The 20189-nt window shown below is 68.5% G+C and carries 15 protein-coding genes and 3 pseudogenes; 3 read left to right on the top strand and 15 right to left on the bottom strand.

The window, feature by feature from the left end:
- Window positions 1–35 precede the first annotated feature (35 nt).
- Entirely contained in the window at window positions 36–476 is a 441-nt protein-coding gene (locus tag N8I84_RS42360; protein WP_263235393.1) for a hypothetical protein, read from the bottom strand.
- 717 nt (window positions 477–1193) lie between these two features.
- On the opposite strand from N8I84_RS42360, the gene N8I84_RS42355 reads away from it, so the two are divergent.
- A complete protein-coding gene (locus N8I84_RS42355; protein ID WP_263235392.1) occupies window positions 1194–2792 on the top strand; it encodes an ISL3 family transposase in 1599 nt (532 codons plus the stop codon).
- 67 nt (window positions 2793–2859) lie between these two features.
- Here N8I84_RS42355 and N8I84_RS42350 read toward each other — a convergent pair whose 3' ends face one another.
- The 8 genes and pseudogenes from N8I84_RS42350 to N8I84_RS42315 form a co-directional block, all read right to left on the bottom strand.
- Entirely contained in the window at window positions 2860–3171 is a 312-nt protein-coding gene (locus N8I84_RS42350; RefSeq protein WP_263235389.1) for an RNA polymerase sigma factor, read from the bottom strand.
- A 1255-nt stretch (window positions 3172–4426) separates the two neighbouring features.
- A pseudogene (locus N8I84_RS42345) lies at window positions 4427–5351 on the bottom strand (transposase family protein).
- A gap of 253 nt (window positions 5352–5604) precedes the next feature.
- Window positions 5605–5988 carry a DUF6009 family protein gene (locus tag N8I84_RS42340; RefSeq protein WP_263235387.1) on the bottom strand — a complete coding sequence of 128 codons (384 nt, stop codon included), beginning with the start codon at window positions 5986–5988 and terminating at the stop codon, window positions 5605–5607.
- Window positions 5989–6184: 196 nt separating this feature from the next.
- The gene (locus N8I84_RS42335) at window positions 6185–7732 is read right to left on the bottom strand and encodes a DNA primase family protein (RefSeq protein ID WP_263235386.1); all 1548 of its coding nucleotides are present in this window, start codon (window positions 7730–7732) and stop codon (window positions 6185–6187) included.
- Between the two features lie 4 nt (window positions 7733–7736).
- The gene (locus N8I84_RS42330) at window positions 7737–8717 is read right to left on the bottom strand and encodes a bifunctional DNA primase/polymerase (protein ID WP_313884368.1); all 981 of its coding nucleotides are present in this window, start codon (window positions 8715–8717) and stop codon (window positions 7737–7739) included.
- Between the two features lie 811 nt (window positions 8718–9528).
- Window positions 9529–9651 carry a hypothetical protein gene (locus N8I84_RS42325; protein ID WP_263235384.1) on the bottom strand — a complete coding sequence of 41 codons (123 nt, stop codon included), beginning with the start codon at window positions 9649–9651 and terminating at the stop codon, window positions 9529–9531.
- Between the two features lie 93 nt (window positions 9652–9744).
- The gene (locus N8I84_RS42320) at window positions 9745–9873 is read right to left on the bottom strand and encodes a hypothetical protein (RefSeq protein WP_263235382.1); all 129 of its coding nucleotides are present in this window, start codon (window positions 9871–9873) and stop codon (window positions 9745–9747) included.
- A 58-nt stretch (window positions 9874–9931) separates the two neighbouring features.
- Complete coding sequence (locus N8I84_RS42315) at window positions 9932–10432, bottom strand: GNAT family N-acetyltransferase (protein WP_263235381.1); 501 nt, start codon at window positions 10430–10432, stop codon at window positions 9932–9934.
- A gap of 308 nt (window positions 10433–10740) precedes the next feature.
- Between N8I84_RS42315 and N8I84_RS42310 the strand changes: the two are divergent.
- Window positions 10741–12188, top strand: a pseudogene (locus N8I84_RS42310) (NF041680 family putative transposase).
- A gap of 8 nt (window positions 12189–12196) precedes the next feature.
- Here the strand turns inward: N8I84_RS42310 and N8I84_RS42305 are convergent.
- The 6 genes and pseudogenes from N8I84_RS42305 to N8I84_RS42280 all read right to left on the bottom strand — a co-directional run bounded on the left by N8I84_RS42305 (window position 12197) and on the right by N8I84_RS42280 (window position 15364).
- Window positions 12197–12472, bottom strand: a complete 276-nt coding sequence (locus tag N8I84_RS42305) for a hypothetical protein (protein WP_263235379.1) — start codon at window positions 12470–12472, stop codon at window positions 12197–12199.
- Window positions 12473–12547: 75 nt separating this feature from the next.
- Window positions 12548–13102: a telomere-protecting terminal protein Tpg gene (gene tpg / locus N8I84_RS42300; RefSeq protein ID WP_263235377.1), complete on the bottom strand. Its 555-nt coding sequence runs from the start codon at window positions 13100–13102 to the stop codon at window positions 12548–12550.
- Between the two features lie 15 nt (window positions 13103–13117).
- Window positions 13118–13672 (bottom strand): annotated as a pseudogene (locus N8I84_RS42295) (telomere-associated protein Tap); the annotation flags it as partial.
- Window positions 13621–13989 carry a GNAT family N-acetyltransferase gene (locus N8I84_RS42290; RefSeq protein WP_390899100.1) on the bottom strand — a complete coding sequence of 123 codons (369 nt, stop codon included), beginning with the start codon at window positions 13987–13989 and terminating at the stop codon, window positions 13621–13623. The gene N8I84_RS42290 and the pseudogene N8I84_RS42295, both read right to left, overlap by 52 nt.
- Before the next feature lie 229 nt (window positions 13990–14218).
- Window positions 14219–14638, bottom strand: a complete 420-nt coding sequence (locus N8I84_RS42285) for a hypothetical protein (RefSeq protein ID WP_263235373.1) — start codon at window positions 14636–14638, stop codon at window positions 14219–14221.
- A 42-nt stretch (window positions 14639–14680) separates the two neighbouring features.
- Complete coding sequence (locus N8I84_RS42280; protein ID WP_263235371.1) at window positions 14681–15364, bottom strand: hypothetical protein; 684 nt, start codon at window positions 15362–15364, stop codon at window positions 14681–14683.
- A gap of 1257 nt (window positions 15365–16621) precedes the next feature.
- Here N8I84_RS42280 and N8I84_RS42275 point away from each other — a divergent pair.
- Complete coding sequence (locus N8I84_RS42275; RefSeq protein WP_390899096.1) at window positions 16622–20131, top strand: DNA polymerase III subunit alpha; 3510 nt, start codon at window positions 16622–16624, stop codon at window positions 20129–20131.
- Window positions 20132–20189 lie beyond the last annotated feature (58 nt).

Below are 20189 nucleotides of genomic sequence, written 5' to 3'. Positions count from 1 at the left end.
GCGTCCTTCTGCGTCGCGCGACAGGGGCAGCGGGGTCAGGGCGCGTCCTTCTCCCCGACCTCAGCTTCGCGCAGCAGCACTCGGAACTGGGCGTGCCCGCCCCTTGCGGCGCGGTTGATGATCTCCTCCGCCAGCGGGGTCTGCTGCGGGTCGTCCAGGCCGGTGCGTAGAAACGTGCGGATGTCGACTTCCCGGAAGCGGGGCATCTGGTCGTGGGGGCCGAGGGTCATGATCCAGTCTTTGAGGAGGAGCAGGACCTGCTCGGTGTGAGTGCCGACGGTGCGGGTGCGGTAGGCGAAGGTGGTGGCGTCCGGGCGCAATTGGCCGCTGGCGCGCAGCAGGTCGCGGAACTCTGGAGGATCCACTCGTCGGGGAGGCCCCCCGCTGGCGGCCAGCGCGGGGAGGGTGTCGGTCAGTTCCGTGCGCGCGGCGGGCTCGACCGCGGCGGTCACCGGTCCAGGCGCCAGGTCCACCATGCCTGCACGCGCGGGAGGGCCTGCTCAAACAGATGTGTGCGCTGGTGCCGACGAGGGTGGCGAGCTGCTTGAGGACGCCGGAGCTGGAGCCGCCCAATCGCGCCGGGAGGATCCGGCACGTACGAGATCGATGCCGTGACAAGGAAGCCTCTGAGCTTCCCGATCGACCAATCCCTGTTCATCTGCGTCATGCCCTGATGCTGCCGCACGCCACCGACATTGTTGCCTCGCCGATTGAAAGTGCCCCACCCCGGGGCAGCACGCGCGCAAGGTGCACCTGAAGCGGAACGAGGACGGCCGGATCGTCGGCGCGGGAGGGCAATCCGGGCCTCCGCCAGGACGATCCGGTCACCAGGTCGCGGCGCACGGGCACGTAGATGCCTCAGCTGGCGGCACCGGCCCACTGGTCGGGAGACTTCTGCTCGCGGTCGGTGAACGGGCTGCCCACTGCCGTGGCGGCCAGGCTGACAACCGGGACAGCATCGAGAACCTCTACGGCCAGGCCGCCGATCGTGATCGGCCGTCCTGCGGTGGAGGTCTACTTACATGCCATCTCTAGCAACGCGGTGGTCCAACGTGGCTGTGTCACTTTTCATGGGCTCTGGTCCACTTCTTGTGGTCGCGTACGGAGCGTGACTGTTGGTCTTCATGGGACGGAGCTTGAGAGCGCCCGAAAATCGCCGGGCCGGACTGCTGCGTGGTCGACAGTGCTGCGGCGTGAACGAAGCACGGCCGCAGCTGCATGAGCTGCTGTTCTCCTCAGTGCAAGGCGTGTCCCTGGAGTCCGTCGACATGGCCAACGCGGGTGTCCAAGTCGAGGCCCGGAGCACGGCCATGCGGGTGGCTTGTCCGGGCTGCGGGCGCTGGACGGGGCGAGTACATGGTTCCTATCTGCGGTTTCCTCGTGATCTGCCGACGGCGGGCAAGTTCGTCGTGGTGTCGTTACGGGTTCGGCGGTTCGTCTGTGCGGAGAGCTCCTGTCCTCGCAAGACCTTTGCCGAGCAGGTTCCGGGGCTCACCCGCCAGTTCGGCCGACGGACCGAGCGGCTGCGATCCACGTTGGTCACGGTCGGTCTCGCGCTCGCGGGTCGGGCTGGCGCCCGGATGACGGACGCGTTGGGGGTTCCGGTCAGCCGGAACACTCTGCTGCGGCTGATCGCCTCGCTGCCCGATCCTCCGGTCACGGAGCCCCGCGTGGTCGGCGTGGACGAATACGCCCAGCGCAAGGGCCGCATCTACGGAACTGTGCTCGTCGACGTCGAGACACGTCGCCCAATCGATCTCCTGCCGGACCGGGAGGCGGACACGCTGGCGGCCTGGCTCGCCGAACGGCCCGGCATCGAGATCGTCTGCCGCGACCGAGCCCCCTTCTTCGCCGAGGGCGCGACCCGTGGCGCCCCACAGGCCATTCAGATCGCGGACCGGTGGCACCTCTGGCACAACCTGGGCGAAGCCGCCGAGAAGTGCGTCTATCGACACCGCGGTTGCCTGCGCCCCGCACCAGCACCGCCTGATGAACCACCGGAGGAGGCGGAGCCGGCCGCGTCATCGCCCTGGCCGACGGGCCACCGGTTCGCCGAACGCACCCGCGCCAAGCACGCCACCATCCACGCGCTACTGAAGGCCGGCCACTGCAAGCGGTCCGTCGCCCGGCAGCTCGGCATGACACTCAACACGATCCTGCGCTTCTCCCGGGCCGCCACACCAGAGGACCTGTTCACCGGCCAGTGGCAAAGCCGCGCGACCAAGCTCGACGCCTACAAGCCCTACCTCGACCTGCGCTGGCAGGAAGGCTGCACCAACGCCTGGAAGCTGTGGGAGGAGATCAGAGAGCAGGGCTACCCGGACGGCTACGGCAACGTCCGCAACTACGTGAGCAGGACTCTGCGCGGCAAACCCCAGCCGGTCGGACCCCGGCCGCCATCGGCCCGCGCCGTGACCCGCTGGCTCCTGACCCACCCAGACGCCCTGGTCGAAAGCGACCAGATCCAGCTCAAGGCCGTGCTGGCCAACTGCCCCGAACTGGACGTCCTCGCCAAGCACGTGCGGACCTTCGCCCACATGGTCACCGACCTGCAAGGCGACCAACTGCCAGAGTGGATCGAATCAGCCAGAGCATCCACCGGCCTGCCCAGTCTCAACCGGTTCGCCCACCACCTCGAACACGACCTTGACGCCGTCGTCGCCGGCCTCTCCCAACCGTGGAGCTCCGGTGCCGTCGAAGGCCATGTCAACCGGATCAAGATGCTCAAGCGCCAGATGTTCGGCCGCGCAGGATTCGAGCTCCTCCGCAAGCGCGTCCTGCTCGCCAAATGACCATGTCAACGGGCCTGATCCGCCTGCCTGCGATCGTCATCAATCCTGCGGGGCATCACGCCGAGGATCAGAGTTCTTTGAGGTGGTTCCACGCGCGGCGCTTGGTGATCGTCCTGAGGTAGGCCTCGACGTCCCCGTCCAAGGGACCTGACCTGAGCCGCGCAAAGAACGCCATCATCACCTTCGACATGACGTCGTCGGTGTGCGTTCCCTGCGCGTTTGTGTAGGCCCAGACCAGGTTGCGCAGCGCGGGTGTCTTGCTCAGCCCGGCTTCCCACTGCCGCTGGGCCTCAGGGCACAAGACCTCTTCAGGGCATAGGTCACCAGGGGCAAGGCCACGCTGGCGCGGCACTTTCCGCTTCTTCTCGCCGCCGATCATGCCTGGCCCTCTCTGTTCGTCGGTATCGGAAGGCGCAGTCCGTGCTCTGCCCCTGCGGGCCGATCGTGAGACCGCACAGACTTCTCAGCCGCGGGCGAGGAGGTGTGTGAGAAGGGATCCAAAAAAATCTTCCTCAGAGCTGCGTCGCGGTAGGACAGGCCACGTCCGGCAGACGCGAGAAGGCCCTCGCTCCGGCTGGGGAGTCCGGCGGAGCGAGGGCCTTGGGAGGGTGGGGTGTAGGCCGGCTACCCGGCCCAGACGAGACGATGTCGAGCACGTACAGGTGCATCCGTGGACGAGGCAGGGTAAACCACCGGCTGACCGGCCCGGCGGGCTCGTCTGGGGCGGGGGTTCGGTGACATGCGTGCCGTAGTTGTGGCGGCGGGCACCCGGGATGGCGGCTTCGTTGGTGGTCCTCGCCGCGGGTGCGGCCGTCGTCCTGTTCTTCACGGCCGAAGTGTGCGACCAGCAGTTGGCATCGAACGGCACAGTCGTCAGGGTGTGCCATCATCCCCAGATGACAGATCCGCCCATGGTCGTCACCGGTCTCGTGATCCTAGTGCTCCTGGGTGTCTTCTTCTCCGAGGTCTCCGGATTCGGAATCACTCTGAAGAGGCAGGTGGAAGAGGCCCGAAGCACAGCGCAGGACGCCATCCGAGAGGCGAGGCGGAGCGACGCGAGACACCAGGAGACCGCCGAGGACCTGGCCGACGGGGTGAGAGAGGCGCTCAGCAGGGCGCTGGGGCGCTGGGATCCACCGCAGGCTCCGTTTCGGCCTGGGTCCTCTAGCGGCGGCGGCAGCGACAGGGCCGGGGCCTGGAGCGGGCCGGAGTGCTGGGGGCGGCCTGCGCCTGCTCGCGGATCACCGGGTCGGCGATGAGGGGACAGGTCCCGCCAGCAGGTCCCGCGTCGGCTCGGGTATCGACGCGGAACCCGCCTGCTCATCATCCGCTGGTTTGGCCGCGCGAAGGCATCACACGCCGATGGCCGTCCGCGGCCGCACGGACCGAGGTCGACGGTGGGCCAGTCCCGGACGGCGACCGCAGGCGTGCCGCCCGCGCTGCCTCAGCCGCAGCAGCCAGCTCGCGGAGCTTGGTCAGGTCGTCAGTAGTGACGGGGCTGCTGCTCGCCTTCGTGTCGAAGGCCTTGACCGCCCCGTCGAGCAGGTTGTCCAGTTCCTCGTCGGAGAGGTGACCCTAACGAGCTCGTGCACGGTAGGCAGTGAGGCGTCGAGGATGGCGGCGGGGCTCGGTGTTCACACCTCGCGTGCCGACGTCAGGTCCGCGGTCTGCTGGTGGGACAGCAGGCCCGCGACGGCTTGGACGATGTCGCTCACGTGCTCGCGGCGGCCGAGGTGGCGGGCCTGCGCCCGCCAGTTCTTCAGGTGCGCGATGCCGTGCTCGACGCGGATGCGTCGTGAGGAATGCGCCTTGCGCTGCCGCTCGTGCATTTGCTCGTACCAGTCCGGAGCGTTCTTCTTGAACTTGCGATGCGGAGGTGTGACCACACGTCCGCCGGTCTGGGCTCCCAGGCCCTGGTAGCCGGCATCGGCGAGGATCTCCACGGCGGGACCGTCGGCCAGGAGCTTGACCAGCCCTAACTGGCGGGCGTGGGTGATGTCCGCACAGCTTCCGGGCATGGTCGGACTGCAGAACAGCACCCGGCCGTCGCCGCCCGTGACGACCATGGTCTTGACGGCGTTCTGCTTGTTCTTGCCGGAGACGAACTTGTCCCGGTCCTTGCGTCCGGCAGCCGGCCGCCGGACCCGGATCTCGGTGCCGTCGACGATGCCGGCCTTCCTGCTGGCGCGAAGATGGTCGACGACCTCGGCCAGAGTCCGCAGCCGAAGGCCAGGGCTCACCGTGCAGCCTCGCTCGGCGAGCAGCGGTCGTATCTCGCCGATGGCGCGGGTGACAGTGGAGCGGTCCATGTCGAACCAGCGGGCGAGCACGTCGTGCGTGACTCCGTGCCCGCAGGTGCACGAGGGTGGCCAGGAGCCGGTCGACGAAGACCAGCCGATGCTTCGCTCCGGCGCCCACCGCCCGCTTCCGCGGCCTGGACGCAAGCTTGGCCTGGTGCCGTTCATGCCACAACGCGCCCAACTCGGCCACGAGTTCAGCAATCACATCGGCCGACAAGCCCGTGATCCTCCGGTCGCTGATGATCGCTGCACAAGACACGCCGAGCCGTTCATCCCGACGTCCTCGGCGGCCATGCGCGCGGCCTTCGACCTGAGGTCGGTGCGGGCCGGGACCAGTACCTCCGTCTCCCGCAGTGCTGGAGACCACCCTCGACGAGCTGAACCGCTCGGGACTGCACGATCCCCACCACAACGACCATGATCGACGATCAGAAACTCTACGCCTCACTGCCTACCGTGCACGAGCTCGTTAGCCGGCGCCTCTGCCCTCGAGTTCCGCGGTGAGGGGGAAGTTAGAGCCTTGCGGACGCTATGGCGGCGGGTCCGCGCTGGGAGCGGTCGGTCTTGGTGCCGGGCTTCTTGGGTGCGATGGTGCGGGGGTCGACGGCTTCGCCGGGGGCGCCTTCGTGGTAGAGGCCGTCGGGGATGCTGTCGCGGTCGTGCGGCAGGAGGTAGAAGACGCGGCGCTTGTACAGGCCACTGTCGGGGTCGGGTTCGGCGCTGTCGTCCAGGCGCGCGTAGCCGACCATGCGGCCGTCGCGGGCGTAGGGGGGCCGGTTGTTGCGGCGCTTGGTCTTGTCGAGGGCCTGGCGGACGTAGTCGAGACCGTCGAGGGGCTCCAGCCACACCACGTCGGATTCGTGGATGAGGTCGCTCTCGGTCAACAGCGAGCTCATGGCTGCCGCCCCTCCTTCGTCAGCTGGCTCCTGTCCTGGAGCGTGGCCTGGCGTGTGTGCGTGATGCTGTTGTCCATACTGCGGCCCGTGGCCGCGGGTGTGGTGACCGCCGGGTACGGGGCCTGGCGTTCATGGTAGAGCGGCCGGGGCGGCGCGTGCAGGGCGCGTGGCGTGGGCCGGAGCCGATTGTGGCTGGTCATTCGGCCTCCAACAGGGCCAAGCCCGGGTAGAACTTGCGCCCGTTGGACTTGATCATGTCGGTGGGCGAGGAGAGGCCGAGTTCGGAGCGGACACGGGTGGCGAAGGCGCGCGGTGTCGCGGCGCGGACGCCTTCTTCGGTGTTGCACCAGTTCTGGTATTCGGCATACAGAAGGCCCTGTTCGACCCGGAGGTCGGCATGGCTGTCGCGGGTGCAGCGCTCCTCGAGGAAGCGGCCGATGTGGTCCTCGGTGGTGGCGTAAGTGGTGGTGGCCAGGCGTACCTGATCGGGGCCGTCGAGGGGATCGCGGGTCGCGAGGTAGCGGCGGGCGCCTTCGATTAGCCACTGCAGGATGCCCGGGCCTTCGTCGCGGACCAGTTCGAAGGCGAGGTTGTCGATCCGGCGTTCGGCGGGGACGGTGCGGGTGAACGGCAGAAGCCGGATACGACGCCAGAACGCGAACCCTCCGACGGAGACCTCCGGGCGATGGTTGCCGAGGAGCCACAGGTGGTGGGTGGGGGTGAAGGAGAAGTAGTCCTGCCTCATGCGGCGGGCCTTGATCCGGTCGCCGCCGGTGAGCATTTTGACACGCGCTTCGTCCCACTTGTCGTCCGGTTTGAGTTCGCTGCACACCACCAGGCGGCGACCGTGCAGCTCCGTGAGTTCTGTGGAGTGCTCGGAGTAGGCGCCGCGATCCATGAGGAAGCCGGGCGGGGCGGCGTCCGCGTAGTCGCCGAGGATCTGCAGGATGACATCCAGCAAGGCGCTCTTGCCGTTCTTGCCCTCGCCGTGGAGGAAGGGCAGCACCTGAGCGCCGACGTCTCCGGTGATGGAGTAGCCGAGGAGCAGGTGCAGGAAGTCGATCATCTCGCGGCCGGCGTCGTCGTCACCGAAGGTGTCGGCCAGGAAGCGGTGCCAGCGAGGCGTGTCCATCTGCTGGGGAGCGACGCTGGTGGCGCGGGAGTGGAAGTCCTTGCTGGGGTCTGGCTTCTGGAGCTGACCGGTGTGGAGGCGGACCACGCCTGCCGGCGTGCACAGGGCGTAGGGGTCGCCGTCGAGGGTGTCAGGGTCCACGGACAGGTCGGGAGAGGCCTTGGCCTGGGTGAGCAGAGCCTGGATACCGGTGGTGGACAAGGTGCGACGCTTGTGGCGGGCCAGCTCGCGGTCGGTGTAGAGGCCTTGAGGGTCGTGGGTGGGGAGGTCCTCGGCCATCTCTCCGGCCGCCCACAATGCCGCCTTCTCGCCGCCGGTGCGCTTCCAGCGATAGCCGTCCCACACGAACCAGCCCAAGCCCTCGCAGTGGCGGAACTGGTCCCGGTAGCGCTGGACGAACAAGCGGGCGTTGCCGCGGTCGCTCAGGGACGGCGGCAGGGGTGCGGCCGGTGCCCAGCCGACGCTGGTCCCGGCGGTGGGGGCGGCGGTGGCTTGTGCGGGCAGCAGAGGCAGGGAGGAAGGCTGCCCGGTGCCCGGGGGGAGGTCGAGCTCGAGCATCTGCTGAGCGGCGGCCTGGGGATCAAACCGCGGCGTGCTCTCGGCGCTGCTCATCGGGTCAGGGTCCTTCAAGACGGAACGGGCGGACGGCTCCGGCGGCCAGGGCGGTGTCGATGATGTTCTCGTTGCGGGTGGTCTGCCAGGGGCGAGCGCAGTTGGCCGCCTGCAGCAGCTGGTCGCGAACAGTGGCCTCGTCGAGGTGGCCTGCCGCGACCAGGCCGCCGGCGGTGTAGGCGGCGCGGTTGAGTTTCTCGGTGAAGCCAGTCCCTTCGGGGGCGGCCGCGCATTGCGCGACCTGCTCCAGCAGCGGAGCCAGCGCCCGCACCGCGGCCTTGGGGCGGCTCCTGCCCCGGCGGCGGGCTGCAGGAAGGGCAGGGGCCGAACGGGGCGGGTCCATCACGTGGCCGGTGCGCACGAGTTCGTCGTGCAGCCAGCCGGGCAGCGGCGCGGGCAACCGCGCGCCTTCCTCAGCCTGGTAGGTGCCGTCTTTAGTCCGGGTGGTCGGGGCGACGATGTAGCCGCCGTGGGCGCGGACGTCGACCTGCCAGGCCAGTGCGACCTTGCCGGAGCCCGTGGAGCAGCGGAAGCGCACCTCCGGGCGGGGGTTGCGGTACCAGATGTGCAGTCCGCCCGAGGGCGTGCGCACGCGCAGCGTGTCCCTGTCCGTGACCGGGTCGGGCTGGCGGCGCAGCGCCGCGAGCAGGGCCAGCGTGTCGAAACCAGAGGTCAGTCCTTCGAGGTTCACCGAGTCATGGATCGGGATACCGCTCAGCAGGCGGCTGCGGTCCGGCACCGACGCCTGGTGGGCGTCGACGTCGATGACGACCAGGTTGGCCGGTCCGCAGGCGATGCCCACCCCCGCCGAAGGCTCCGCCGCCCACCAGGCGTCAATGCGCTTCGGGTCAAGCGTGGCGGCATGGAAACTGTGGCACCACCGCCCTGCCTCAAGGCACGGACACCCCTTCACTGAATGGTTCCGGTCCCTGCACTGCGGGCAGTTCGCGGCCGGTGTCTTGCGGCCCGGGGCCAGCGGATGCACAGGCCAGCCCTGTGTCGCGCACGAGCGGGCGACGGCATGCGGCGACACCGGCCTGGCCGGGGCGGCGGGCGAGCGGGTCTCACCAGGGCGCGGCACGCGGGTCGTCCTCGTCGGTTCTCGGTCGGTTCTCGTACGGTCCCTGACGGTGAAACAGCAGGCCACGCGCCTGGATGATGCCACCTCAGGGACCGAAGGGACTGGGTCGCAGAAAGTGTAGGCCCCTTCGGGAACCCTGCCCGTCACATTCCCCAGCGTGCCGGTGTTTCATTTTCTTCGGTCCCTTGAGTCCCTTCAACCCCTGCCTGGGGGCGGGGGGCACCGCAACTCTGCCCGTTTTGGGGTTTTTGCGAGTGACTGTAGGGACTTGATCCGCGAAACCAGCAGCTTCAGCGAGAGCTGCTGCCCAGGGACCGGAGGGACCCGGATTCCGGGGCGCGCAGACGCCGTACCGCAGTGCCCAGCCGGGGGCGGCCGCCGGGCAGGGACTGTCTTCGGCCCCGCCCAGGGACGGGCGCGGCCTTCCAGCCCCTGGGCATCACCGCAGTTCCGGAGCCTGCCCGCTGGAATGCAGGGACTGAAGGGACCGGAAGTTGAAAGTTATGAGCTGAACCAAGTATGTGTGTCACACGCGCGGGCGCATACACAGAGCAGGCGTATGGCTGCGTCATAACTGGAAAGTTGGGTCCCTTGAGTCCCTACGGATGCGCAGAGATGGGCGCTGACCTGGAAAAACACGAAAGGGACTGAGAGTTGGTCAGTCCCCGCCCGGTGCCGGGGATCAGTCCCTTGCGTACCCGCCGCGGCCAGCGGGTCACGAGAACAGGACGCCGCCGAGGAGTCCGGCGGCGGAGAAGACGGCGGGCAGGGCCCCAGCCAGCCAGGCGGCGTGGTGGTGGGTGGCCGCGGCGATCGCGGCGACGTCGAGTGCCCCCACGGCGGCGCCGAGTGCGACCAGGGCGGTGAGCAGGGACCTGATGGCAGGCGGGCGCAGTGCGCCGAGCCGGTCGTGGCGGCGGGGTTCTGCGCGCTAGGTCCGGACTGGGGGCGCGAAGGCGAAGGCGAAGGTCCCGCCAAGTGTGGCGGCGGCGGCCAGGGCCAGGGCTGCGGCTGGGGAGGACCAGGTGGCCACCGCGATGGCGAGGGCGTGCCCGGCCACGTACACGAGCTCCTGGGTGGAACTGTCGAGCCACTTCGGACTGACCGCAGCGCGTCTCTTACGGTAGGGAACGGGTGAGCCACACCAGTTCGCCACTGTCTTCTGTCGTGGCGTGGGCGCGCTGGAACCCAAGCTTTTCGAGGACGCGAAACGATGGCGCGTTCCAGGGACGCACCGTCGACCAGAGCCGTTTCCGCCCAGTCGCGATCGCCGCGTCGAGTACCGCGGACGCCGCCTCGGTGGCATAGCCCTGTCCGTGCACGCGCCGGAACAGCTCGTAGGCGATCTCCGGCTCGTCAACGGACGCCCGACTGACAGTGAGCCCGCAATACCCGATGAAGTCGCCCACATCTCGGCGGATGACGGGCAGCAGAGCAATCCCTGTCAGTGCCGACGCAGCGCGCTGATCCTCGATCATGCACCGGTTGTCCTCGATCGACGGCATGCCACCACCCCGTTCGGCGACGAGCGCCCGATGGGCGTCGATGTCAGGCTCGGTCCACGGACGCAACGTCAGCCGAGCGGTGTCGAGTTGGAGCGGCATCGGCGAATACGGCATGGCGACACTCTATCGACGCCGGTCCCCAAGCCGGGGGCAACTGAGATCACGTGAGACGGACAGCTGTCGTCTGTCTCAACGAACCGAGCCCACGCCCCTCACCAAATCTAGTCCACGCAGGTCAGCGGGACGCAGCACAAGGAAGCGGGTTGAAAGACACCTACTCAGCTTGTTCTTTTACCTCTGGCCTCGAACGTTGCCTCGTACAGGCTCGCTCATCTGGGGATTCGCCGGGCACGCTGACGGCCTTCGTATGACCATGCGTTCCGCCACGGAATCACGTTCATACGAAGGCCGCAGAGGTGAGTGTGCTGGACCACGATGCCCGGCGGGATGCGTTCGACTTCACGTCACACTTCCGGGAAGACTTCTACACGTGCCTGACCGCACGTGGTGACACGCTGTTCGAGCTCACGGACGCGATGCTCTGCGAGGACGGCCCGGTGACCTCACCGGTCGACCTGACGCTGTTGGCCGAGCACCGACGTGGGCACGGAGCGATGTACGACGCGCTCAACCAGGGCCGCATCGACGCGGACAAGCTGCGCAAGGCGCTGGCCGTGCTGCCGCAGCCCAAGGCCGCCGACAACCGAATCGTTCTGGCCGTTGATGTCTCCGCGTGGCTGCGGCCCGACGCGCCGACCAGCCCCAACCGCCTGTTCTGTCATGTCTACGGACGCTCGGGGCGCTCCTCGGACCAGTTCATTCCCGGCTGGCCGTACTCGTCGTCGCCGCCCTGGAGACGGGCCGCACCTCGTGGTGCCAGCTGCTGGATGCGGTCCGGCTCGGCCCCGACGATGATGTCGCCGAGGTCACCGCGGCCCAGGTCCGCCGTGTCGTCACCGACCTGATCGACGGTGGCCAGTGGGAGGCTGGGGACCCGGACGTCATGGTCGTCTTCGACGCCGGCTACGACGCCCCGCGCATGGCCTACCTCCTCGACGGGCTCCCCGTCGAGGTGCTCGGGCGGATGCGCTCGGACCGGGTGATGCGCCGTCCGACACCCTCGCTCAAGGAGTACGCCCTGGCCTACCCCCAGGGCGGGCGACCGCCGAAGCACGGCAGGGAGTTCCGCTTCGCCAAGCCCGACACCTGGGGCGCCCCGGACGCCGAAACGGTGCAGGTCACCGACCGCTACGGGACCGCACAGGCGATGGCCTGGGACCGCATCCACCCTCGCCTCACCACCCGCTCCGCGTGGATCGACCACGACGGTGAACTCCCCGTCATCGAAGGAACGTTGATCCGGCTGAAGGTCGACCACTTGCCCGGTGACCGTGAGCCCCTGCCCTTGTGGCTGTGGTCCTCCAAGACCGGCATGACCAGCGAAGACGTCGACCTGCGCTGGCAAGCCTTCCTCCGCAGGTTCGATCTTGAACACACCTTCCGCTTTGAAAAGCAGACGCTCGGCTGGACGCGTCCCAAGCTGCGTACTCCCGAGGCGGCGGACCGATGGACATGGATCGTCATCGCCGCCCACACTCAGCTCCGCCTCACTCGAGAGGCCGCGGCCGACCTCCGTCGGCCCTGGGAGAAGCCGGTCGAGCCCGCACGGCTCACCCCAGCCCGCGTCCGCCGTGGGTTCAGGAACATCCGCCCCCACTTGCACTGTCCCGCCCGTGCGCCCAAACCCTCAACTCCAGGTCTAGGACGCCCACTTGGCTTGAGGAACCGGCACCTCGCCACCCGTTACGACGTGGGCAAGACCACCAGACGCCCCGAAAGCATCACCGAACGCGATCAACTCAGACGCTGAACACGGCTTCAGAAGGGGACGGCCAGCCCCGCTTCCCGCAATCGAAGCAGTGCCCTGCTCATGCACTCGGCAACCGAGGCCCCGTCGGCCCTCATCCCACCGTCCAGCGGCCCACCAGAAGCGGCAAAAGTCCACGCCGGCTGACCGTCACGCATGCGCTCCGCGTCGACCCGGATCATGGCACCGACACCCTGCTCACCGAGCCATTCCAAGATGAGCGGCGTCGAGTCCTCGACGCCGCTGTCCAGGTCCACCTTGGGCCGCCGCCCCATTCCCTTGGCCATGGCCACAACCCTACTCAGCGTCTGCTCGGGCCTCGTCACACGCTTTCAAGGCAGCTCAGACCATAAAGAACAAGCTCAGAGGTCGAACTCGACGTGCTCGACGTCGGTGAACTCAACATCGAGGCCTTGGGCGCGGCGGCCGCGGTCGCGGAAGTACATCTCGCCGAGGCCTTCGGCTGCGATGTCGCGTAGCTGAGGTTCGGTGGCGCCGGCTTCCTGGGCGTCGAAGAGGCGGGCGGCGTACTCGGGGGGCAGGGCCACGGTGAGGTGGCGCAGCCGGGGGTCGTCGGTGGTGCCGGGGGCGGCGGTGTAGCCGAAGCGGGCGCGGGTGTCGATGACGATGCCGGTGGTGGTGGCCGCCAACTTCTTCGCCCGGGCGCGGACCTGGGGCTGCCACCGTCCGCGGACTTGGCGCTCGAGCCGCTCCGCGAGTTCTGGTCTGGGCTTGCGGATCTGGTCCTTGACGTAGCGTTCGACGGTGCGTTGGGTGATGCCGAGCAGCTCGGCCACCGGTCTGGTGCCCTTGAGCTGCTTGACGAGGTAGCGCATCTGCGCGCCCGCGCTCCTGGGGATCGGGCGGGTAAACGCCTTCTGGAGGGCCTCTTCGAGGCCGTCCCCGACCGTGTCCATCGACCCGTCCCTCTCTTACTCTTCGCCGTCAGTGGCGGTGATGTGGCCATCCTTGATGTAGCGGGCGAGGTTTTGGTCCGGGCCGTACTGCTCGCGCGCTGCTTCGGCCCACAGGGTTGTCTGCGAGCCTTCATGCTTGACCATCCCCGGCAGGACGCCGAGCCGGGAGCTGCCGGGCACGGTCTTGCCGCCCTGGTAGGGCAGGACGTCCAGCGGGCTGGGACCGTCTGCAGCGTAGACGGCGCAGTCAGACAGGACGGCCACCGGGTAGCGTCCGGTGGTTGCGGCGAGGGCGAGCATCTTGCGGTGCATGTTGATGCGGGCCCGGGAGATGACGGCGGCGCGGATGTCGGGGCGCCATGTCGGCCGGGACAGTGCCGGCCACGGCCGGCCGGGGCGCCATCCGCCGCCGCGCGGGCGCTCCGTCAGTTTGCCAATGCCGCCCTTGACGGTCGCCTTGATCGCGGACAGGAGGATCGCCATCTATGGATCTCGCTGCTTGTAGCCGTCCATCGCCGTCAGGAACTCCTCCGGCATGAGCCCCTCCGGCCCGCCGAGGTCGGCCATGGTATCTCCGCGTGCTGGATGGTCTCCTGCATCTCACGGATCTCCTCGGGCGTGGATTCCACGCTGGGCAGACCGAGGCGGGCGCCGAGGGCTTCTCCGCCCGGGCTCAGCGGTGCCTTGAGGGCCAGCTGCTGCGGACACGCACGGGCCACGCCGACCAGGATCATCGTGGCCACGCCGTGACCGCGGTGCTCTGGGGTCACGTAGATGACCTCGATGGAGTAACGCTTGCCGTCGATAGAGACGAACCCAGGGGGTTGGCCGCCAACCTTGACAATCGCGGTCCACAAAAATCCGGCGACGGCGAGGCCGGGCACCATGTGACCGGTGCGATCAAGTTCCTTTGTGAGGTAGTCGGCGAGCATTCGGCCGAGGCCGTCCACGTCTTGGTCTGCGGTGGCGGTCGAAGGCTGCCGCCGTCACCGTTCGCTCGGGCGGGGCGGTCACTCTCATCGGGTGTGGAACCAGAAAGGTGGGTATAGTGGAAGCACGACCTCTTACTCAGGCACAAGGGCCCCGCCGATCTCGGTGGGGCCCTTGTTTTGGTGGTCAGGCGACATGCAGGTCTGGGCGCCCGTCGGCGGCGGGTGGTACGGCGGCGTAGGCGGGCAGCTTGAGGGTGGGCAGGTCGCCAGCCTTGATGCTGGCGATGGCCTTCCGGAAGGAAGCCTCCATGTCCTCGGGACTGGCGTACTTGGCCGCGAGGGGGTGCAGCCGGTAGGAGTTGCTCTTGCGGCCGTCTTCGTTCCGCGGGCGGAGCACGATATTGAGCTCACATAGCGGGGCGATGAGGTTGCTGACGGCCTGCGGGGTGACGCGGAACTCGCGGGCCATGTCTTTTTGCCGTATCGGTAGCTGGCCACCGAAGTCGGAGCGGTAGAGCAGGTACTGGAGGAACTTCACCGAAGCTCCGGAGACCGGCAGGGCCCAGATGCGCTCGGACACGACCGGCGACATGACCTCAGCCATCAGTATCCCTTCGTGATGTGCAGCGGGGCGGTCGGAGGTGTATCACCCGGTGCGCTTCCCTCTCTCGTAGTGTGTGGGCTGGGTGACGCCCAGGTCGAGTTCCTCTTGGTGGACGTCGGGTCCGATGGAGTTGGGGAAGGCTTCAGGATCGCGGTCGTGCTGGACGGCGAGTTGTTCGAGCACGGCATGCTGGGCGTTGCTGTTGCCGTGGAACCACAGCCGCACGTTGAGCTGGATCATGCCGTTGCCGAGCTGTTCGACCCACTTGTACCCGACGAGTGCACGGATCGCGCGGTTCACGGTCGAACGGGTGATGCGCTTGCCACCCTTCTTGGCAGCCAGACGGTTCAGCCCGTCGGTGATCTCCTGCTGGGTGTACTGAGCGATGCCGGTTCCGCGGTCCTGGCCGCCGGCGACGTACAGAAACACGCATAGCTGCGACTTGGTGATGGAATTGGCGACGGCGAGCTGGGCGAGGAGTTGGGTGAACCAGTTGGAGGCCAGGCTGTAGCCGGCGTCCCCTGCCATGTCGTGCACGGCCGTACGGTCCGGCTCGAACTCGAAGGTGACGTTCTTGAGCTTGCGGCGGGTACGCGGGTCGGCGCTCTCGCTGGCTTCCCCGAGTTGCTCGCCCAAGATGTGCAGCAGATCGTCGAAGCCAGCCTCGTCGGATGCCGCATCAGGGACGGCTCGGGGCCGCCGACGTGCTGGTGGATCAGATGTCACGGAACCTCCTTTGTTACTCAGGCGCTCCAGAGACTAGCCCAAAAATCAATCACCGCTTGTCTTTTGGTCAGACGACGCGCCGACGACGCCTCGCGACGGGGCACCCTGCCTCGCCTCGACCCAGAAACTCAACCACAGATTGATCTTTGATGCTTCCAGGCGCCTGACATCAAGCTGTGGTTGATTTCTTGTGTCGCTATTGCGGCACACTCGTCGCGCGGTCCGCACTCAAGAAGGCCACTCGGCAGCTCAGGCCGCACGCCTGTGACCTGCGACTTCCCCATCCGCACCCCTGCGCTCCAAAAATCAACCCTGGGTGGATCTTTGGAGCAAGATGTGCGCGCCGTAGTGACATTCTGAGCTCGCAAATGTGCGCCCCGAAGCAACATGGATCCCCCAGAAGCGCAGGTCAGAGGCGCAAAAAACCCGCGCGCCTCTTTTTAAAGAGCACCCCGACCTACCCAGCCACTCACAAGGGGCTAAGGACCGACCTGGGCCTGTGCCCGAACACCTGGCGCTGCACCCCACATCCCATGTCCCACCTGTGCCACCGAAAGCCAGCCCCTACGGTCGTTGACGTACGCACGGACGGACGGAGGCCGCCGACACCCACCACTCAGATCAACCACGCCTTGACTCTTGAAGCGTCGCGGCGTTCACCACCCGAGACTCGGAACCGCTGGTGCTGTCCACTACCCGCGCATTTCGTTGACGCCGCACGCGAAGCGCGCTCAACCACCGACGGATCCGCCCCCAGCCACAGTCATGAATTGCGCCAATCCGATGACTGCCATGCTGAAGGCGGGCTGCACAGCCTGACCGCAAGACCACAGGATCATCGATCCCCTCGGTCATCGGATCATCCCCATGTCTCTCCAGTGACCAGGTCGGAGCCGCCGAAGTAGCGGCTGGCGATGGACCCGAGCGGTGACAGCGGTCTGTCCTCCGACGTAGAGCTCGTCCTCGGCGTCGATAGCGAGCGACGTGAGGCGATCGCCGTGAGAACGATGAACGCCGCGAGCAGCGCGCGGTGCTTGAGCAGGTGGGGCATCACTGCCCTTCCGGGCCAAGCGACGGTCGCCGGGCTCACCCCTTCCGCCGAGAACCAGGCCGCCCTAAGGACCGAAACGAGAAGTGAGACGCACGTCACACGTGCGTCCCGGACCACCGAATCAAGGCCGTCCCCCTTCTTGCAGTCGCTGCGCGACCTGGGACAGCATCGAATCACTCATTCGCACGCGTGTGCGATTTCGCGTTATGGTGGATACCTGGAGAGGACACAGGTCAGGGAGGGGCGAACGACAGCCGGGAGGTTCGAGCCGTGGATTTACTCATCTGCGAGTCGCCTCCGGTTACTCCGCCCGCTACGGCGCCTCTCTCCCCAGCGCTCTTGTGCAGCGCGCTGCCGAGCGCGGGATGACGACGCTCGCGCTGACCGACCGGGACACCGTCGCGGGCACGGTCCGCTTCGCCACCGCCGCCGCGGCCGCCGGTATCCGCCCCGTCTTCGGTGTCGACGTCGCCGTCGCCCCACTCATCCCGCCTGATCGGGCCGCCGGACGGCCGCGTACGCCCGTGCGCGGCGGCGCGCACGTGATCGAGCCACCGCTGCGGATCACCCTGCTCGCACAGAACGCGGCCGGGTGGGCTCGCCTGTGCCGTCTGGTGTCCGCCGCGCACGCCGAGGCCGACGGCGGCGCGGCGCCGGTCGTGTCCTGGCCCGTCTTGCGCGCGTACGCCGACCAGGACCTGGTGGTGATGCTCGGCCCGGCCTCCGAACCGGTGCGGGCCCTGTCCGCTGGCCGCCCCGACGTTGCCGAGCAGCTGCTCGCGCCGTGGCGGGAGCTGGCCGGAGAGCAGCTGCGGCTGGAAGCCGTGTACCTGGGGCGGCAGGGCACCGGCGCGGGCTCGCTGCGGCTGGCCGCGCGCACCGTGGGCCTGGCCGACCAGCTCGGCGTCCGTACGGTGCTGACGAACGCGGTCCGCTACGCCGACCCCGACCAGCACCGGCTGGCCGACGTGCTGGATGCGGCCCGGCTGCTGCGGCCCGTCGACCGCCGCCACCTGGATTGCGGCGAACGCTGGCTGAAGGACCCGGACGACATGGCGGCGGCCGCCGACCGCATCGCCCAGGCCGTCGGCGACGACTCCACCCGGGCGATCCGCCTGCTGGCCGAGACCGAGGCCACCGGCCATTCGTGCACCCTCACCCCGGTCGATCTCGGGCTCGGGCGGCCCCACTTCCCCGAACCTGCCGTCGTCGGTGCCGGCCCAGAGAGCGGGTCGGCGATGCGGCTGCTGCGGCAGCGGTGTGAGACGGGAATGGTCGCTCGCGGTCTGGAGCGGGATGAGCGTGCCGTACGACAGCTGCACTACGAGCTGGAGGTCATCGGCCGGCTGGGCTTCGAGGGGTACTTCCTGGCCGTGGCCCAAGTGGTCGCGGACACCCGGGCACTGGGTATCCGAGTCGCAGCGCGCGGCTCCGGCGCCGGCTCCATGGTCAACCACACGCTGTTCGTCGCCACGGCCAACCCTCTCGAACACCGGCTGCTGTTCGAGCGCTTCCTCAGCGAGCGGCGTACGTCGTTGCCGGACATCGACCTCGATGTGGAGTCCGAGCGTCGGCTGGAGGTGTACGACGCGATCATCAAGCGGTTCGGGCGGGAGCGGACCGCGGTCACCGGCATGCCCGAAACCTACCGGGCGCGGCACGCTCTGCGCGATACCGGCCTCGCCCTGGGGATTCCGCCGCAGGTCGTCGGTGAGATCGCCAAGAGCTTTCCGCACCTGCGGGCCCGGGACATTCGCGGCGCGTTGGCCGAACTGCCGGAGCTTCGGCAACTCGCCTCCAAGGCGGGGAAATTCGGTCCGCTGTGGGAGCTCGCTGAAGGCCTGGATGCGCTGCCCCGCGGCTACGCCATGCACCCGTGCGGGGTGATTCTGTCGAACGCGGCGCTGCTGGACCGGCTTCCGGTGCAACCGACACGGGCCGGATACCCGATGGTGCAGGCCGACAAGGAGGACGTCGAAGATCTTGGTCTTCTGAAGCTCGACGTCCTGGGCGTGCGTATGCAGTCCGCGATGGCGTACGCGGTCGCCGAGATCCGCCGCACGACCGGACGCCTGCTCGATCTCGACAACCCCGACCACGTCAGCCTGAACGACCCGCAGGCCTTCGAGATGATCCGAGCCTCGGACACCGTTGGCCTCTTCCAGCTCGAAAGTCCCGGTCAGCAGGACCTGGTGGGGCGTCTCCAGCCCCGGCACATGCAGGACGTCGTCGCCGACATCAGCCTCTTCCGCCCCGGCCCCGTCTCCGGGGGCATGCCCGCCTTGTACATCGCCGCCCGGCACGGCGCCGCCCCCAAGTACCCGCATCCGGACCTGGAGCCGGTGCTCAACGACACCTACGGCGTGGTCATCTGGCACGAGCAGATCATCGCGATCCTCACCACGATGACCGGCTGTGACCGTGCCGCCGGCGACGTCGCCCGGCGCGCCCTGGCCGACCCCGGTCGGCTGCCCAAAGTCGAGGCGTGGTTCCGTCGCACGGCCGGCGAGCGCGGCTACACCAAGGACGTGCTGGACGAGGTGTGGGAGACCGTCTTCTCCTTCGGCGCGTACGGCTTCTGCCGCGCCCACGCGGTGGCCTTCGCCGTCCCCGCCCTGCAGTCCGCGTACCTGAAGGCGCACTTCCCGGCATATCTGTACGCGGGGCTGCTGGAGCACGATCCGGGCATGTGGCCGCGCCGGGTCATCGTCGCCGACGCCCGACGCCACGGCGTTGGCGTGCTGCCCGTCGACGTCAACCACTCCAGCGGGCAGCACAGCGTGGAGAAGACCGGGCAGGGCTGGGGGGTGCGCCTGGCGTTCTCCACGGTCAAGGGCATCAGCGAGGCGGAGACCGCCCGCCTGGTAGCTGGCCAGCCCTACACCGGTCTGCAGGATCTGTGGCTGCGCGCCCGCCCGTCCCTCCCGCTCGCACAGCGCCTCATCCGTATCGGCGCCCTCGACGCCCTCTCCCCCGGCCTGACCCGCCGGGATCTGCTCCTGCAGGCCACCGAACTGCACCGGCAATCCCGCAACCGTACCGCCACCGACGGGCAGCTGCCGCTGGCCGGCGAGCTCGTGACCGCCGGACCGAGCGGGCTGCCGGAAATGCCCAGCCGCGACAAGCTCGGCGCCGAACTCGACACCCTCTCCATCGACGTGAGCCAGCATCTGATGGAGCACCACCACCGGCTGCTGCGCGAACTCGGCGCGACCGACGCCGCCCACCTGCGCGCCATGGTGCCCGGACAGAAGGTCCTCGTCGCCGGAGTGCGGGCCTCCACGCAGACTCCTCCCATCCCGTCCGGCAAGCGGATCATCTTCTGCACCTTGGAGGACGGCTCCGGCCTGGTCGACATCGCCTTCTTCGAGAACTCCCACGAGCACGTCGCGCACACCGTGTTCCACTCCGGGCTGCTGCTCGTACGCGGCACGGTGGAGGCCCGCGGCCCGCGCCGCACCGTCGTCGGCGAGATGGCCTGGGACCTGGACGAGGTGGCCGCCACCCGCCGCGACCACGGACCCCAGGCCGCCCTCGACCTCCTCGGCCGCACCAGCCCAGCCCCCACCCCGGCCCAGACGGCCACCCCGCAGCGCACGCTCGCCGACGGCACCGCCGGAGCCCGCCTGCACCCATACGCCGACCTGCTGCCCGCCAGCACCCGCTCGGCGGACCTGCGCCGACTCGGCCACCGGAGTCAGGGAAGCGCTGGGTGATCACTGTAAGTATTGGTAACCCGGGCAATCAGAAGCTGCGGAATAGGCATCGGTCTAC

The sequence above is a fragment of the Streptomyces cynarae genome, assembly GCF_025642135.1.
In the GTDB taxonomy this organism is placed as follows: domain Bacteria; phylum Actinomycetota; class Actinomycetes; order Streptomycetales; family Streptomycetaceae; genus Streptomyces; species Streptomyces cynarae.
Note: the sequence above shows the minus strand (reverse complement) of the source record. Positions and strands in the feature narration are given on the sequence as shown.